This is a genomic window from Pseudarthrobacter sp. AB1 (assembly GCF_014926485.1).
Lineage (GTDB): Bacteria > Actinomycetota > Actinomycetes > Actinomycetales > Micrococcaceae > Arthrobacter.
In genome coordinates this window covers 97,588-112,448 of the sequence record NZ_PZKO01000055.1, presented here as the reverse complement: position 1 = coordinate 112,448, position 14,861 = coordinate 97,588, and the positions used below count along the sequence as shown (strand labels likewise).

Below are 14,861 nucleotides of genomic sequence, written 5' to 3'. Positions count from 1 at the left end.
GAAACGCGCACGGACATGCCGGGCGCATAGGGCGGCAAAGCGGGCCGCAGGTGGGCTGTGAGCACAAAAAACCGGCCCAGCAAAGGCTGGACCGGTTTTTTATGAAGAGACGCGGGAACTAGTGGCTGTGGCCTGCGTGCTCGTCTTCGTTTGCGGGCTTCTCCACTACGAGGGTCTCGGTGGTGAGAACCAGCGCAGCGATGGATGCCGCGTTGCGCAGGGCTGCACGGGTGACCTTGACCGGGTCGATGACACCGGCGGCGATCAGGTCCTCGTACTCACCCGTCTTGGCGTTGAAGCCATTGTTGGTTTCGAGTTCGGCAACCTTGGCGGTGACAACGTAGCCATCGAAACCGGCGTTCTGGGCGATCCAGCGAAGCGGCTGCACCAGCGCGCGGCGGACGATGCCCACAGCAGCGGCGGCGTCGCCTTCGAGGGCCTTGACTGCAGGATCCTCGTCGAGGGCCTTCAGCGCGTGGATCAAAGCGGAACCGCCACCGGCCACGATGCCCTCTTCGAGGGCAGCGCGGGTGGAGGACACTGCATCTTCGATGCGGTGCTTCTTTTCCTTCAGCTCAACTTCGGTGGCTGCGCCGACCTTGATGACGCCGATGCCGCCGGCCAGCTTGGCCAGGCGTTCCTGGAGCTTTTCCTTGTCCCAATCGGAGTCGGTGCGGGTCAGCTCGGCGCGCAGCTGGGAAACCCGGGCTGCGACGTCTTCTGCGGAACCGGCGCCGTCAACGATGGTGGTGTTGTCCTTGGTGACCGTGATGCGGCGGGCGGTACCCAGCACCTCAAGGCCTACCGAATCCAGGCTGAGGCCCAGTTCCGCGGAGATGACCTGCGCACCGGTGAGGGTGGCAATGTCCTGCAGCATGGCCTTGCGGCGGTCGCCGAAGCCCGGAGCCTTGACGGCAACAACGTTCAGGGTGCCGCGGATGCGGTTGACGATCAGCGTGGACAGGGCCTCGCCCTCAACGTCTTCCGCAATGATGAAGAGCGGCTTGGAGCTCGCCAGCGCCTTCTCCAGCAGCGGCAGGAAGTCCTGCACAGAGGAGATCTTGCCCTGGTTGATCAGGATAAGGGCGTCTTCGAGGACGGCCTCCTGGCGTTCGGAGTCGGTCACGAAGTACGGGGACAGGTAGCCCTTGTCGAACTGCATGCCTTCGGTGAGGACCAGTTCGGTCTGCGTGGTGGAGGACTCCTCGATGGTGATCACACCATCCTTGCCGACCTTGCCGAATGCCTCGGCGAGGAGCTCGCCGATTTCGTCGCTCTGGGCCGAGATGGCTGCAACGCTGGCAACCTGGGTGCCTTCAACCGGGCGTGCGTTCTCGAGCAGGCGGGCTGCAACGGCTTCTACGGAAACTTCGATGCCGCGCTTGATCTGGCCAGGAGCGGCGCCCGCCGCAACGTTGCGCAGGCCTTCCTTGACCAGGGCCTGGGCGAGCACGGTGGCCGTGGTGGTGCCGTCGCCGGCAACATCGTTGGTCTTCGTGGCGACTTCCTTGGCCAGTTGCGCGCCAAGGTTTTCGTACGGGTCATCAAGCTCAATTTCGCGCGCGATGGTGACGCCGTCGTTGGTGATGGTGGGTGCCCCCCACTTTTTGTCGAGGACAACGTTGCGGCCGCGGGGGCCGAGCGTCACCTTGACAGTGTTGGCGAGCTTATCGATGCCGGCTTCAAGCGACCGGCGGGCAGCGTCGTTAAACGCAAGCTGCTTTGCCATGGTTTTGTCCTTTCAAGACAGAACCCCGCACAGCTGACCAGCGGAATGCATGATCAGCGGCACGGGGATCCAAAGAGTTACTTTACGACGATCGCCAGAACGTCGCGGGCGGACAGCACGAGGTACTCGTTGCCACCGGTCTTGACTTCGGTTCCACCGTACTTGGAGTAGATAACAACGTCGCCAACGGCTACGTCGACAGGGACGCGGTTGCCGTCTTCGAAGCGGCCGGGGCCTACTGCAACAACTTCACCCTCCTGCGGCTTCTCCTGTGCGGAGTCCGGGATAACCAGGCCGGAAGCCGTGGTCTGCTCGGCTTCGAGCGGGCGGACAACAATACGATCCTCAAGAGGCTTAATAGAGACCGACACTCGGACCTCTCCTTCTACGTCAGCGAAATTTGTGGACAGTTGAGCTGTTTCGCCGTGGCTGGCTAACCGTCGTCGCGGTGCCGGCAGCAGCCTGGCTGGCAGCTCGTCATGTGTTAGCACCCTCCTAGGGAGAGTGCTAATGATGACTCTATGTTTTGGTTAGCACTCGGTCAAGGCGAGTGCCAGAATTATGTCTCAGGCGAACAGCCTGTTACCGGCCGGTGAGGTCCTCGAGATCGACGTCCTCGTCGCCGTCGTCCCCTTCATCGGCTGTGCCCCGCCGCAGATACAGCACCACGGCGCCGCCCACGGCAGCCAGCAGTGAGACCACCAGCAGGATGATGCCGCCTACGCGTGCCCCGGCGTAGAGCCCGCGAATCTCCCCCGCTTCGTCCGTGGCGTCCTGGATGTTCTTGCCGCCCACTGAGTAGACAGTGGCGTTGAACGTGTCCAGGAAGAAGATGATCACGAGCAGTGCGACGCAGACAACGGCCACTGCGGATCCTGCAATCAGCGCGGGGCGGGCGAACTTCACCAGGTCCGGTTTACTGGCTTGGGGTAGTCCGGACGGCTGGGTGCCTGCGCTGTCTTCCATGCCTTCAACCCTAGCGGGATCTGGCCACCGGGCCACCTCCACTAGGCTTGAACCCATGGCTCAAGCACCGCAGGACCAGATCGCCCCACTGCTCACGAGCGAAGGCTGGGAGCTCCTGGCGTCCCTGGGCCCGTATCGGGAGGACAAGGCGTTCGAGCTCAACGCGGCCCTCCGCAAGGCCGGCCACTCCCCTGCATTGGTCTCCGCCGTCCTCACCCAGTCCCGGCTCCGCACCAAGGCCGAGCTGAAGTTCGGCGAGTTCGCCCGGAGCATGCTCTTCACGCAGGCCGGGCTGGAACAGGCCACGCGTCTTACGGTCGCGGCAAGGCATGCCGAGCGCTTTGCGCAGGCCGGCGTCCGCCATGTGGCCGACCTCGGGTGTGGCCTTGCCGCGGATTCCCTGGCCCTGGCCTCAATGGACATCACGGTCACGGCTGTGGAAATGGACGAAACCACCGCCGCCTGCGCCACGGTCAACCTGATCCCCTTCCCCAACGCCACGGTGGTGCATTCGGACGCCACCACCCTACCTTTGGACGGGGTCGACGGCGTCTGGCTGGATCCCGCACGCCGCGTCACCTCCACCTCGGGTACCAAGCGGATCTGGGATCCTGAGGCGTTCTCACCGCCCCTGTCATTTGTGGAATCACTCGCGGCCACCGGGCGCGCCGTTGGCGTCAAAATGGGCCCCGGCATGCCGCACGAGTCGGTTCCCGCTGGCTGCGAGGCGCAGTGGATATCGGTGGGCGGCGACGTCACCGAGGTGGCCCTGTGGTTCAACTCCGTGCGCCGGCCCGGAATCCGCCGGGCCGCGCTGCTGCTAGGCCCGCAGGGTGCCGCCGAGCTGACCAGCGCTGACGACTTCGACGGCGGTCCCGCGGCGCCGGTGGGTCCGGCTGCGGGCTACCTGTATGAGCCCGATGGTGCGGTGATCCGCGCCGGCCTGGTGGCCGACGTCGCGCTGCAATTGGGCGGGCACCTGCTGGACGAGCACATCGCCTACATCTGCGCTCCGGAACTGGTGGACACGCCCTTCGCCCGGGCGTACAAGGTCCTGGAGGTGATGCCGTACAACGTCAAGGCACTGAAGGCCTGGGTGAAGGAGAACGGCATCACGGTACTGGACATCAAAAAGCGCGGCACGTCGGTAACCCCGGAGGAACTGCGCAAGCAGCTGTTCGCCGGCAACAAAGGTGCCGGCAAGAAGGCCGGACAAAAAACAGCCACCCTGGTCCTGACCCGTATTGGGGAGGATCGGGTGGCCATCTCGGTGGAACCAGCCTGAGGCAGCCAACGCTCCCGAGACCGGGCCCTACTGGGCGCGCATAAAGTCTTCGGCGGCCCGGACCTGCTCGTCGGTGGGCCGCACGCCGGTATAGAGCACAAACTGCTCGAGCGCCTGGATGGTGGCCACCTCTGCGCCCGTGATCACCTGTTTCCCGGCGGCCCGGGCGGCCTTGATCAGCGGCGTCTCGGCGGGCAGCGCCACAACGTCGAACACCACTTTGGCTGCCGCGATGGCATCTTCCGGGAAGGACAGGGAGTCCGCCTCCGGACCGCCCGCCATACCAATGGGAGTGACGTTGATGATCAGGTCCGCGGTGCCGCCGTCGAGCGTTGCCCGCCACTGGAACCCGTACTGCTCAGCGAGCGCCCGGCCGGCGTCTTCGTTCCGGGCGATGACCGTGACGTCCGTGAAGCCGGCGTCGCGCAGGGCCGCGACGGTGGCCTTGGCCATGCCGCCGGCGCCCTGGACCAGCACCGAGTAATCCGCAGGGACGGCGTTGCCGGCGAGGAGCTGTTCGATGGCGGTGTAGTCGGTGTTGTAGGCCAACAGACGTCCGTCCGTGTTCACGATGGTGTTGACCGAATTTATGGCTTTGGCGGAGGGATCCAGCTCATCCACGAGGGCCATGACGTCCTCCTTGTACGGCATGGACACCGCGCAGCCGCGGATGCCCAGGCCCCTGACGCCGGCGATCGCCTGGGCCAGGTCGGTGGGGGCGAAGGCCTTGTAGATCCAGTTCAGATCCAGCTGGTCGTACAGGTGGTTGTGGAACCGCGTCCCGTTATTGCTGGGCCGGGCCGACAGCGAAATACACAAGGTCATGTCTTTATTTAGAATGGGCACCTGTCCATTAAACCGCCGTTGACCGATTCGGCGATGTGTTGCGGGCCAAGTTACGGGCAGCCTGTCCCGGCCGGATAGCTTCCGACGGCGGCGGGCAGCTTTCCCGGTGCAGTCGCCTTGCCTGCCAGCACGGCAACGAGGGCGTCAAAGGCACCCGGTGTCCGGCCGTAGAGCGCAATTTTCACCGGAGCGCTGGAATCCTGCAGCGGCCACGGCGCATCCAGTGCGACGGCGATATCGCCCCCGACCGGACGGCCGGCGTAACCGATGAGGCTGACCAGTGGGCCCGCCCCGGTGCCGAGCCCGGCCTTCGCCGCGGCAGCCTCAAACCGTGCCCTGTCTTGCGGTGATCCGCCCGCGATCCGGATGCTTCCCTGGACTATTGGCGCGCCGCAGTGTCCGGACAGAACTGTGACGGCGCCCGCGGAGACCCGCGCCGAGATATCGCCGCCGCTGCCGGGGGCTGCGCTGGCGGGGGCCGAGCCGGCGGGCGGCGAGGTGACGCGGCCGCGCCAAATCATCATGGTGGCCACCCGGATGGCTGCTTCGTCCAGGCGCGCCGCGGGCAGGGTTCGGGCCGCCACGGCGCTCACGATGGCCGCGTGGGCCTGCCCCACATCCGTCGGCATCAGCAGCAGGTCCGCGCCGGCAGCCAGCGCCGTCGTTGCTGCGGAGCCGCCAGGGTATTGCTTTTGAACTGCCCCCATGTTGAGGGCATCGGTCACGGCCACACCCTTGAAACCCATGCCGCGCAAGGCAGCGTAGGCGGGGCCGGACAACGACGCCGGGACGCCCGGTTCCAGGGCCGGTACGGCGATGTGCCCGGTCATAACCATCGGCACACCGGCGACGATGGCTGCCCGGAACGGCTTCCAGTCCCGGGCCTCGAGCTCCGCAATGCCCGCGGGCTGCACAGGAAGGTCCTGGTGCGAGTCAACCGTCACGGAGCCGTGGCCCGGGAAGTGTTTGAGGGCCGGCAGGACGCCTGCCTCCTGCATGCCCTGTGAGAACCCCACTGCCAGCGCTCCCGCTGCGTCCGGGTTGCCGGACATTGACCGGGCACCGATGGTCGGATCTGCGGGGCCGATGGTCACGTCAGCAACGGGCGCGAAGTCCACGGTGAAGCCCAGCGACCCGATCTCCGCGGCCAGGCCGCGGCCTGCATCCTTGGCGAGCGGCACATTTGCGGCGGCTCCGTAGCTCAAGGCTGTTGGCCATTCGGTCAGGGGCGCACCGATCCGCGCTACGATCCCGCCCTCCTGGTCGACGCCGATGAGCCCGGGCCAGGGCCTGCCGTCGGCTTTTGTGGACTGGGCCAGCCGGGCGTTGACCGTCGCCATGGCAACCGGATCCGCCTGACCGCGGGCGTCGAGCGGGACGTTGTCGCCCATGATGATGGACCCGGCCAGATGGAGGCGTTCAATGGTTGCGGCCTGGGCTTCGGCGTCGGTACCGGCATACATCGGGATCAGCACCTGACCGGCTTTCTGCTCCACCGACATCGCCGCCACGGCGGCAGCGGCGGCATCCTGGTCCCGCTGTTCAGGGCCCCAGCCCAGCGGCAGCAGCCCGGTGTCAGGTGAAGGGGAAGCGGACGGAGGTGCCGCCGTCGGACGCTCTGATCCCGGGGTCGACGCCGGCGCGGGGCTGGAGGTCGCCGGGGTGGTGGTGGGAACCGCCGTGCATGCCGTCGTAGCGGCCACGGCGGCGGCCGCGAAAAAGAGGGTGGATTTGTGAATACTCTCACGGCTCCATATGAACAAGGCCATCAAGACGATGCTACCCCTGGACTAGACTTGAACGCGGCGCGTGCCCAGTGATATCCGAACAGTTAGGGGAACGCATGAAGATTGATTTCGCTTCATCGAAGCAATCAACTCTTGGTGTGGAATGGGAGCTGGCGCTGGTGGACGGCCAGACCGGTGAACTGGCATCGGTCGCCAACGAAGTGCTCAGCGGCGTGGTTGCCAAGCACCCCGAACTCAACGAAGACGACGAGCACCCGCACATCAAGCAGGAACTCCTGCTCAACACCGTGGAGCTGGTCACCGGCATCTGCGAAACTGCCGCCGAAGCCAAGGAGGACCTCAACCGGTCCCTGGCCGCGGTGCGCGAAATCACCGACCCCATGGGCGTGGAGGCTTTCTGCGCCGGCAGCCACCCGTTCAGCCCGCCGCAGCTGCAGCCCGTGACGGACAAAGCCCGGTACGCCAAGCTGATCGACCGTACGCAGTGGTGGGGCCGGCAGATGGTCATCTATGGTGTGCACGTCCACGTGGGCCTGGACCGGCGCGAAAAGGCACTCCCCGTCCTGGATGGCCTGGTCAACTACTTCCCGCACTTCCAGGCTCTCTCGGCGTCGAGCCCGTTCTGGGGCGGCGAGGACACCGGCTACGCTTCGCACCGCGCCCTGATGTTCCAGCAGCTGCCGACCGCGGGCCTGCCCTTCCAGTTCCCGTCCTGGGGCGAATACGAGTCCTACGTCCAGGACATGTTCACCACCGGCGTCATTGACACCCTGTCCGAGATCCGCTGGGACATCCGGCCGGTTCCCAACCTCGGCACCATCGAAATGCGCATCTGCGACGGCCTGGCCACCCTGGAGGAAGTGGGCGCGATTGCCGCCCTCACCCAATGCCTGGTGGATGAATTCTCCACCACCCTGGACAACGGCGGCACCATCCCCACTATGCCGCCGTGGCACGTCCAGGAGAACAAGTGGCGTGCCGCCCGCTACGGCATGGAGGCCATCATCATCCTCGACGCCGCCGGCAACGAACGGCTGGTCACCGACCACCTCCTGGAGACCCTGAACCGGCTTGAGCCAGTGGCCGCGAAGCTCGGCTGCCCCGACGAACTGGCAGACGTCGAAAAGATCATCCGCCGCGGCGCAGGGTACCAGCGGCAGCGCCGCGTCGCTGCCGAGCACGGCGGCGACCTGCAGGCCGTGGTGCTGGACCTGGTCAAGCAGATGCGGAACGGGCCCACGGGGTAATCCCCACCCGTTGCTCTATCAGCGGGGCAGTCAGCTGGGCGGTCAGGCGGGGCAGTCAGCTGGGCGGTCAGGCGGGGCAGTCAGCTGGGCGGTCAGGCGGGGAGTGACACCGCGGTGACCGGCATCGAGGAGTCGGGGGCGAAGCGGATGCCGCTGGGCCCGATCCCGGCCATCACCAGCTGGGCACCGAGGGCCGCCACCATGGCGCCGTTGTCCGTGCACAGCTCCAGCGGCGGCACATGGAGCTTGATTCCGGCGGACGCACAGCGCTGACCGGTGAGTTCCCGCAGCCTGGAGTTGGCGGCCACTCCCCCGCCTAAGAGAACGTCTTTGATGCCATGCTCGCGGCAGGCCAGGACGGCCTTGGACGTGATGACGTCCACCACCGCTTCCTGGAAGGCTGCGGCGACGTCGGCCACCGGCACCTCTTCGCCGCAGGCCTCGAACTGCTCGACGCACCGCGCCACTGCCGTCTTCAGGCCGCTGAAGGACCAGTCGTAGCGGTGCTTTCCAGGCTCCTCGGCGGTGCCCATGTACTTGGGCTGGCTGAGGCCGCGCGGGAAACGGATGGCTTTGGGGTTGCCGGTGCGGGCGAGCTTGTCGATGGCCGGGCCGCCCGGGTAGCCGAGGCCCAGGATGCGGGCCACCTTGTCGTAGGCTTCGCCGGCGGCGTCGTCGATGGTGCAGCCGAGGAGCTGGACGTCGCTGGTGATGCTGTCGATCTTCAGGATCTCGGTGTGCCCGCCGGAGACCAGCAGGGCACCCAGGTTCTCCGGGAGACGGCCGCCGTGGCCGAGCCCAACCGCAGCACCCGCAGCAGCACCGCCGTCGGGGTTTACGTCCAGTAGCCCGACGCCGACGTGCGCCACCAGGTGATTGATGGCATACAGCGGCTTGCCGGTGGCCACGGCCAACGCCTTCGCGGCGCAGACCCCCACCATCAGGGCGCCTGCCAGCCCGGGGCCGGAGGTGACGGCAATGGCGTCCACGTCCTCCAGCGGCACGTCGGCGTCGGCCAGGGCCTGCCGCAGAGTGGGCACAAAGGCATCAAGGTGTGCGCGGGAGGCGATCTCGGGGATCACGCCGCCGAAGCGGACGTGCTCGTCCATCGAGGAGGACACCGTGTTGGTGAGCAGCGCGGTGCCGCGGACGATGCCCACGCCGGTTTCGTCGCAGGAGGATTCGATGCCCAGCACCAGGGGCTGCGAGCGGTTCATGCTTTGCCTGCTTCTGTTGTGGGGTCCGGGGCTGGTGCCGGGTCGGCTGGTGCGGGGGCTGTGCCTTCGGGGACCAGTTGCAGCCGCATGATCAGGGCGTCAACGCCGTCGCGGTAATACCCGCGGCGGACATGGATCTGTTCGAAGCCGAACCGCACGTACAGCTGCTGCGCCCGGGGGTTGTCCGCACGGACCTCCAGGAGGACGTCCGCTGCTCCCCGGTGCCGGGCTTCGTCAACCAGCCGGGTCAGGAGTGTTGAGCCGACACCCCTGCCTTCGAATTCAGGCACCACGGCGATGGTCTGGACATCCGCGACGGGCTCGATGCACATCAGGCCGGCGTAGCCCACAATGTCCCCGCCACTTTCCGCCACCAGGTACCGGCGCGTTTCGTGCTGGGACAGTTCGGACAGGAACATGTGCAGCGGCCACGCGTCCGCCGGGAACAGCCGCTGCTCCAGAGCGTCCACTGCGGGCACGTCTTCCAGGGTCATATCCCGGAAGACCACTCCGTCTGCGCTGGTAGGCATGCTCACAGGGCCCGCTTCCGTGGGCCGGGGACCTGGGCGTCCGACTCGCGGAGGTACAGGGGTGTGGAGTCGAGCAGTTGCCCGCCGGAGGCGAGCCGGGCCAGGGCGAACTGTCCGAGGTAGAGAGCGTCGGGCTGCTCGTTGCTGAAGCCCGGGTCTGCGCGCAGCACGTCACTGTAGAGTCCGGCGCCTGCGCCGTAGGCCGGGAGGTGCGGGAGGTCGGCGGCGAAGCTGACGTGCGGGCCGTCCTCGAGCTGCGGCAATTGGCCGTCGGCGAGACTGTACCGTGCCCAGTAAACTTCTTTGCGCCGGGCGTCCGTGACCACCAGGAATTCGGCCGCGGCATCAGTGGACTCTGCCACTTCCAGCGCCACAGCGTCCAGGCTCATCAGCCCGTACAGCGGTTTGTCCCAGACGAAGGCGAGCGTCCGGGCGGTTGCGATCCCCGAGCGCAGGCCGGTGAACGGGCCTGGGCCCACGCCTGTCACGATCGCGTCAATGTCCCGGCCGGTGACGCCGGCAGAAGCCAGCAGGTCCTCGATGCCGGGGGCCAGTACTTCGGCGTGGCTGCGGGTGTCCTCGGTGGAGAAGCTGGCCACAACGCCTTCAAGGGCGTCGTCCGAAACCAGCGCAGCACTGGCTACGGCGGAGGTGTCGATGGCAAGAATAAGCATCAGGGTGTCCCTTCGAAGGCCCCGCCCAGGGCAGGGATGGTGCTCCAGCGGGGACCGAAACCGCGCAGCACGATGGTGCGCGGCTCGTCGAGGTCCTCGGTGTCGAAGTCCAGGATTTCAGTGTGGGCGGGGTTGGGTTTCCGTTCCGCCGCGTCCGCCACCCCGTCCGGCCCGACCGGTTCCAGCCCGATCGCGCGGTGCAGGTCCACTTCCAGCCGGCTCTCGCTCAGGTGCTCCACCCGGCCGCGTCCCCACTCCACCACGGTCACGGCCGAGTCCAGCGTGTTTTCCAGGTCAATGTCGTCAATTTCCGACGCCGATCCCAGCCGGTACGCGTCCACGTGCACCAGGTCGGGGCCACCGGGCCGCGGGCCGTCGGGCAGGTTGGGGTGGATGCGGACCAGGACAAACGTGGGCGAGATGATGCCCGAGCGCACGCCCAGGCCTTCGCCAAGGCCCTGCGTGAAGGTGGTTTTCCCGGCACCCAGCTCGCCGGTCAGTACCACCAGGTCCCCGGCCTGCAGCTCCGCCCCCAGAGCGGCGGCGAGCGCGTGGGTCTGGTCCGCCGTCGTGACTCTCAGCGACTCTTCCCAGTGGGGCATCTCTGCCGGCGCCATGCTCACGGCGTTGCCTGCCCGGCGTCGGGATTTCCCACGGCAGGACGGCCGACGGCGGGACTTTCGTTGATGACCCGGCGTGGCACCCGCGGGCTGATCCGGGTCACGATCTCGTAGTTGTTGGTGCCGGCGGCGACCGCCCAGTCGTCCGCCGTGGGACCGCCGTCGTCCCCGTTGCCGAACAGCACCGCTTCGGCGCCGAAGAGGTCTGCGCCGGTGGGGCCGATGTTGCCGAGGTCGATGACCATCTGGTCCATGGCGATCCGGCCCACCACGGGGTAGGTCCGGCCGGCCACCCGGACGGGACCGCCGGTGGCAATGCGGGGCACGCCGTCCGCGTAGCCCAGCGGGATCAGCGCCAGGGTGCTGGGGCCGCTGGTGCGGTAGCGCAGGCCGTAGGAAACGCCCTGCCCATCAGGGACCTGCTTGCACTGGGACACCAGGGTGCGCAGCGTCATCGCGGGACGGAGGCCCAGTTCGGCGGACGTCTGGCCTTCAAAGGGCGAGAGACCGTAGATGCCCAAACCCACGCGGACCATGTCAAAGTGGGTATCGGGGCGGGACAATGTGGCCGGGGTGTTGGCCAGGTGGCGGACCTCGGGGTCCACGCCCGCGTCCTCAGCCACAGCCAGCACCTCGCGGAAGGCCGCCAGCTGATCATCGGTTTCCGGCCGTTCGGGTTCATCGGCCACGGACAGATGGGAGAAGATGCCCACCACCCGCAGGAGGCCCTGGTCCTGGTACTCCATGGCCTCGCCCAGCAGCTGGTCCCAGGCATCGAGCGCTACGCCGTTCCGGCCCAAACCGGTGTCCACTTTCAGGTGGATCCGGGCGGGACGCTCCTGGTCACGCGCGGCGGCCACAATCCGGTCCAGTTCCCACCCGGAGCAGCCGATGTCGACGCCGGCAGCCACGGCTGCGGCGAAGTTGCTTTCCGCCGTGTGCAGCCAGGCCAGCAGCGGAGCTTCGATGCCCGCCGCCCGCAGTGCCAGCGCCTCGGAGATGTGTGCGACGCCCAGCCAGGACGCGCCGGCGTCCAGGGCGGCCCGGGCTACAGGAACCGCGCTGTGTCCGTACGCGTCAGCCTTCACCACGGCCATGACCTTGGCGGGCGAGGCCGCGTCTGCCAGCCGTCGCACGTTGTGGCGGATTGCGTCCAGGTCGATAACGGCGGACCGCTCGTACCGAGGATCGGGTCCTGAGGCCGCGCGGAAGTCACCTGTTGTTACGGGATAAGTCACGCTAGTGATTCTAGTGCGGGCGCTCAGGGCGGGATAATCGCGGCGCCCTCAGGCATCGGAAAGGTGCGCGATCGTGGCGGTGGCCCGGCGCTGGGCCGCGAGCGGTATGTCGTGGAGAATGTCGGCCAGGAAGCCGAAACGGCGGAGCCACTGACTGCTCTGGCGTTCCGGCCTGGAGTTGGCCCGCTGCCACCAGTCCGCGATGTCTCCCCAGCCGGGTGCCGCCAACGAACCGCCCACCTCCTGCACGGCGAGGGAGGCGCAGAGGTTTGCGAAACGAAGCCTGTTGCCCAGCGGCCAGCCAGCCAGGCTGCCCACGATGAAGGCCGCGTCGAAGCAGTCTCCGGCGCCGGTGGGATCCAAAGCAGTGACCGGCGGCGACGGTACCCACTCCTCCTCCCCCGTCTCCGAGTCCACGGCCATGGCACCCTGCGCGCCGAGCGTCACCACGGCCACGGGCACGCGATCGGCGAGGGCGTACAGCGCGGACCACGGATTGTCCTTCCCGGTGAACGCCATGGCCTCGCGCTGGTTGGGCAGGAACGCATGGAAGTACTGCAGGTTGTCCAACCGGACCGGTGACCATTCACCGCTGGGATCCCACCCCACATCCCCAAACAGCTTCACGCCCCCCTTCTGTGCGGCCACGGCCCAGGGTTCAATCTCGACGCCGAGCTCGGCAATGCCGGCGAGCGCCCGGGGCGGTGAACCAATCAATTCGGACGACGTCACGGGGGCCGGGTGGCCGTGGGTCACCAGCGACCGGTCCTTCTCCACACAGAGCGAGACGGTGACCGGCGAATGCCACCCCTCGACTTTGCGCGACATACTCAGGTCCACATGCTCTTGCCGGGCCAATATCTTCCAGTTGTAGTCCCCGTAACCGTCGTCGCCGAACGCGGCGGCCAATCCGGTGCGCAGTCCCAGCCTCGCCGCCGCAATAGCCTGGTTTGCGACGCCGCCGGGGCAGCTGCCCATGCCGTTGCTCCAAATTTCCGTGCCCGGCTCCGGCGCGTGGGGCAGGCCGGTGAAGATGATGTCCTGGAAGACCGTTCCGGCGAGGATCAGGTCGAACCCGCCGCCGGACTGCGCGCGGACGGACGAGAGCGGATCGAAGCGACGGTCCGGGATGGCGTCCATGTCCGGCACACTACGCCCTGTCGACGCCACGCGGTAGGGGCGCGCCCCGCGGAGGCCTACACTGCTGACTATGCGGCTTATGATTGCCGGCGGCGGCGGATTCCGCGTGCCGCTTGTCTACCGGGCGCTGTCCTCGGGCGCGTTCGCGGAGCTGGTCAGCGAACTGGTGCTGTTCGACGTCGATCCCGCCCGCCTGAGAGCCATCAACGCGGTTCTGCATGCCATGCCGGATTCCGGCGGCCCTGCCGGCGGCCCTGCCGGCGGCCCCACCGCTGGCCATCACACCGGTGCCCGGCCGCCTGCCGTGCGTTCCACCACGTCCCTGCCCGAGGCCCTGGCGGGGACAGACATGGTGTTCGCGGCGATCCGCCCCGGCGGTACAGCCGGCCGGATCCACGACGAACGGGTGGCCCAGGACCTCGGCCTTCTTGGCCAGGAAACCACCGGCGCGGGCGGCATCTCCTACGCGCTGCGCACCGTTCCGGAGATGCTGCACCTGGCGCGGCAGATGCGGGAGTTTTGCCCGGACGCGTGGCTGATCAACTTCACCAACCCGGCCGGCATGGTCACCGAAGCCCTCCTGCCCGTCCTGGGCCGGAAGGTCATCGGGATCTGCGATTCTGCGGGCGGCCTGGTGCACCGGGCGGCCCGCGCGGCCGGCCTGTCGCTGCCGGACGGAAAGCTCGACGGCGTGGGCTACTTCGGTCTGAACCATTTGGGCTGGCTCTACCAGCTGGAGTCCGGCGGCCACGATCTGCTGCCCGGCCTGCTGTCCGACCCGGCCGCCCTCGGCACATTCGAGGAAGGCCGGCTCTTTCCGCAGCCCTTCCTCCAGGGCCTCGCCGCCCTGCCGAACGAATACCTCTATTACTACTACCGGCGGGACAGCGCCGCCGCGGCCATGCGCGCGATGGCGCGGACCCGCGGAGAGTCCATCCATCACCAGCAGACAGAGCTGTACCCGCGGCTCGCCACTGCCGGGGCGGACGCCTACAGACTGTGGGACGCCGCCCGCCGCTCGCGGGAGGAAGGCTACCTCGCCGAGGCACGGATCCACGGCGAGCAGCGCGACGAGGACGACCTCGCCGGCGGCGGCTACGAACGCGTGGCCCTCGCCGTGATGCGCGCGTTGGCAGGGGCCGGGGATTCCCAGCTCATCCTCAACACCCCCAACTCACTTCCGTCCGATCCTGGCGGGGCGACCGCCCCCGGGGGCATCCCCGCGGAACCGGCCATTCCGGGACTCCCCGCGGACGCCGTCGTCGAGGTCCCCTGCACCGTAACGCCCGACGGCGCGGCGCCGCTTCCACAGTCAGCCCCGGGGCCGGAGCAACTCACCCTGCTCCGGCGCATCAAGGAGGTCGAGCGGCTCACCGTCCGGGCCGCGATGCACGGAGACCGGGCGGCCGCCGCCGACGCCTTCAGCCGGCACCCGCTCGTGGACTCACCCGCGCTCGGGGCCAAGCTGCTGGCCGGCTACGAGCGTGCGTTCCCTGCGCTGCTGGAGCTTTGGCGCAGCTAAAGTTTCCGGTACATCACGTGCCGGGAGGCCGCCCCGGAGCGGCTGGAGTAGTGTTTTACCGAGCGGGCAACATCAGGTCCCGCGCCGCGCGCCAGCGGT

General features: G+C 67.8%; 14 protein-coding genes. 3 read left to right on the top strand and 11 right to left on the bottom strand.

All coding sequences use genetic code 11. The annotated features are described in order from the left end of the window. Positions 1 to 118 precede the first annotated feature (118 nt). From groL to DAD99_RS14285, 3 genes are all read right to left on the bottom strand, one after another. Positions 119 to 1,729 carry a chaperonin GroEL gene (gene groL / locus DAD99_RS14295; protein WP_185261169.1) on the bottom strand — a complete coding sequence of 537 codons (1,611 nt, stop codon included), beginning with the start codon at positions 1,727 to 1,729 and terminating at the stop codon, positions 119 to 121. A 77-nt stretch (positions 1,730 to 1,806) separates the two neighbouring features. Beyond that, entirely contained in the window at positions 1,807 to 2,100 is a 294-nt protein-coding gene (gene groES, locus DAD99_RS14290) for a co-chaperone GroES (protein ID WP_056344177.1), read from the bottom strand. A gap of 211 nt (positions 2,101 to 2,311) precedes the next feature. Then, positions 2,312 to 2,695, bottom strand: a complete 384-nt coding sequence (locus DAD99_RS14285) for a hypothetical protein (protein WP_193342057.1) — start codon at positions 2,693 to 2,695, stop codon at positions 2,312 to 2,314. Between the two features lie 55 nt (positions 2,696 to 2,750). Here DAD99_RS14285 and DAD99_RS14280 point away from each other — a divergent pair, with 55 nt between their 5' ends. Next, the gene (locus tag DAD99_RS14280; protein WP_193342056.1) at positions 2,751 to 3,980 is read left to right on the top strand and encodes a class I SAM-dependent methyltransferase; all 1,230 of its coding nucleotides are present in this window, start codon (positions 2,751 to 2,753) and stop codon (positions 3,978 to 3,980) included. Between the two features lie 27 nt (positions 3,981 to 4,007). On the opposite strand, the gene DAD99_RS14275 is transcribed toward DAD99_RS14280, so the two are convergent. Next, positions 4,008 to 4,826, bottom strand: coding sequence for a shikimate 5-dehydrogenase (locus DAD99_RS14275; protein ID WP_309233277.1), 819 nt, complete (start codon positions 4,824 to 4,826; stop codon positions 4,008 to 4,010). A 50-nt stretch (positions 4,827 to 4,876) separates the two neighbouring features. After that, positions 4,877 to 6,328, bottom strand: a complete 1,452-nt coding sequence (locus DAD99_RS14270) for a glycoside hydrolase family 3 N-terminal domain-containing protein (RefSeq protein WP_193342246.1) — start codon at positions 6,326 to 6,328, stop codon at positions 4,877 to 4,879. Positions 6,329 to 6,669: 341 nt separating this feature from the next. Between DAD99_RS14270 and DAD99_RS14265 the strand changes: the two genes are divergently transcribed. Beyond that, positions 6,670 to 7,821 (top strand): glutamate--cysteine ligase, encoded by a 1,152-nt coding sequence (locus tag DAD99_RS14265; protein ID WP_185261173.1) that lies wholly within the window; start codon positions 6,670 to 6,672, stop codon positions 7,819 to 7,821. 92 nt (positions 7,822 to 7,913) lie between these two features. Here the strand turns inward: DAD99_RS14265 and tsaD are convergent, their stop codons facing one another. From tsaD to DAD99_RS14235, 6 genes are read right to left on the bottom strand one after another with little or no spacing between them, the layout of a single operon-like run. Then, entirely contained in the window at positions 7,914 to 9,038 is a 1,125-nt protein-coding gene (tsaD, locus tag DAD99_RS14260; protein WP_227008031.1) for a tRNA (adenosine(37)-N6)-threonylcarbamoyltransferase complex transferase subunit TsaD, read from the bottom strand. Then, a complete protein-coding gene (rimI, locus tag DAD99_RS14255; RefSeq protein ID WP_193342054.1) occupies positions 9,035 to 9,568 on the bottom strand; it encodes a ribosomal protein S18-alanine N-acetyltransferase in 534 nt (177 codons plus the stop codon). The genes tsaD and rimI overlap by 4 nt, the downstream gene beginning before the upstream one ends. A gap of 2 nt (positions 9,569 to 9,570) precedes the next feature. Further along, a complete protein-coding gene (gene tsaB / locus DAD99_RS14250; protein WP_185261175.1) occupies positions 9,571 to 10,242 on the bottom strand; it encodes a tRNA (adenosine(37)-N6)-threonylcarbamoyltransferase complex dimerization subunit type 1 TsaB in 672 nt (223 codons plus the stop codon). Further along, entirely contained in the window at positions 10,242 to 10,859 is a 618-nt protein-coding gene (tsaE, locus tag DAD99_RS14245) for a tRNA (adenosine(37)-N6)-threonylcarbamoyltransferase complex ATPase subunit type 1 TsaE (protein WP_193342244.1), read from the bottom strand. Before tsaE ends, tsaB begins: the two co-directional genes overlap by 1 nt. Positions 10,860 to 10,861: 2 nt before the next feature. Further along, positions 10,862 to 12,100 (bottom strand): alanine racemase, encoded by a 1,239-nt coding sequence (gene alr / locus DAD99_RS14240; protein WP_193342053.1) that lies wholly within the window; start codon positions 12,098 to 12,100, stop codon positions 10,862 to 10,864. A gap of 48 nt (positions 12,101 to 12,148) precedes the next feature. After that, entirely contained in the window at positions 12,149 to 13,240 is a 1,092-nt protein-coding gene (locus tag DAD99_RS14235; protein ID WP_185261177.1) for a carbohydrate kinase family protein, read from the bottom strand. A gap of 70 nt (positions 13,241 to 13,310) precedes the next feature. On the opposite strand from DAD99_RS14235, the gene DAD99_RS14230 reads away from it, so the two are divergent. Continuing rightward, complete coding sequence (locus DAD99_RS14230; RefSeq protein WP_193342052.1) at positions 13,311 to 14,762, top strand: 6-phospho-beta-glucosidase; 1,452 nt, start codon at positions 13,311 to 13,313, stop codon at positions 14,760 to 14,762. Positions 14,763 to 14,861 lie beyond the last annotated feature (99 nt).

Bases quoted from the DNA above. Each gene is read 5' to 3' on its own strand.
- groL (WP_185261169.1), bottom strand. From the start codon at position 1,729: ATGGCAAAGCAGCTTGCGTTTAACGACGCTGCCCGCCGGTCGCTTGAA.
- DAD99_RS14285 (WP_193342057.1), bottom strand. From the start codon at position 2,695: ATGGAAGACAGCGCAGGCACCCAGCCGTCCGGACTACCCCAAGCCAGT.
- DAD99_RS14280 (WP_193342056.1), top strand. From the start codon at position 2,751: ATGGCTCAAGCACCGCAGGACCAGATCGCCCCACTGCTCACGAGCGAA.
- DAD99_RS14270 (WP_193342246.1), bottom strand. From the start codon at position 6,328: ATGTCGGTGGAGCAGAAAGCCGGTCAGGTGCTGATCCCGATGTATGCC.
- DAD99_RS14265 (WP_185261173.1), top strand. From the start codon at position 6,670: ATGAAGATTGATTTCGCTTCATCGAAGCAATCAACTCTTGGTGTGGAA.
- tsaD (WP_227008031.1), bottom strand. From the start codon at position 9,038: ATGAACCGCTCGCAGCCCCTGGTGCTGGGCATCGAATCCTCCTGCGAC.
- rimI (WP_193342054.1), bottom strand. From the start codon at position 9,568: ATGCCTACCAGCGCAGACGGAGTGGTCTTCCGGGATATGACCCTGGAA.
- tsaB (WP_185261175.1), bottom strand. From the start codon at position 10,242: ATGCTTATTCTTGCCATCGACACCTCCGCCGTAGCCAGTGCTGCGCTG.
- tsaE (WP_193342244.1), bottom strand. From the start codon at position 10,859: ATGGCGCCGGCAGAGATGCCCCACTGGGAAGAGTCGCTGAGAGTCACG.
- DAD99_RS14235 (WP_185261177.1), bottom strand. From the start codon at position 13,240: ATGGACGCCATCCCGGACCGTCGCTTCGATCCGCTCTCGTCCGTCCGC.
- DAD99_RS14230 (WP_193342052.1), top strand. From the start codon at position 13,311: ATGCGGCTTATGATTGCCGGCGGCGGCGGATTCCGCGTGCCGCTTGTC.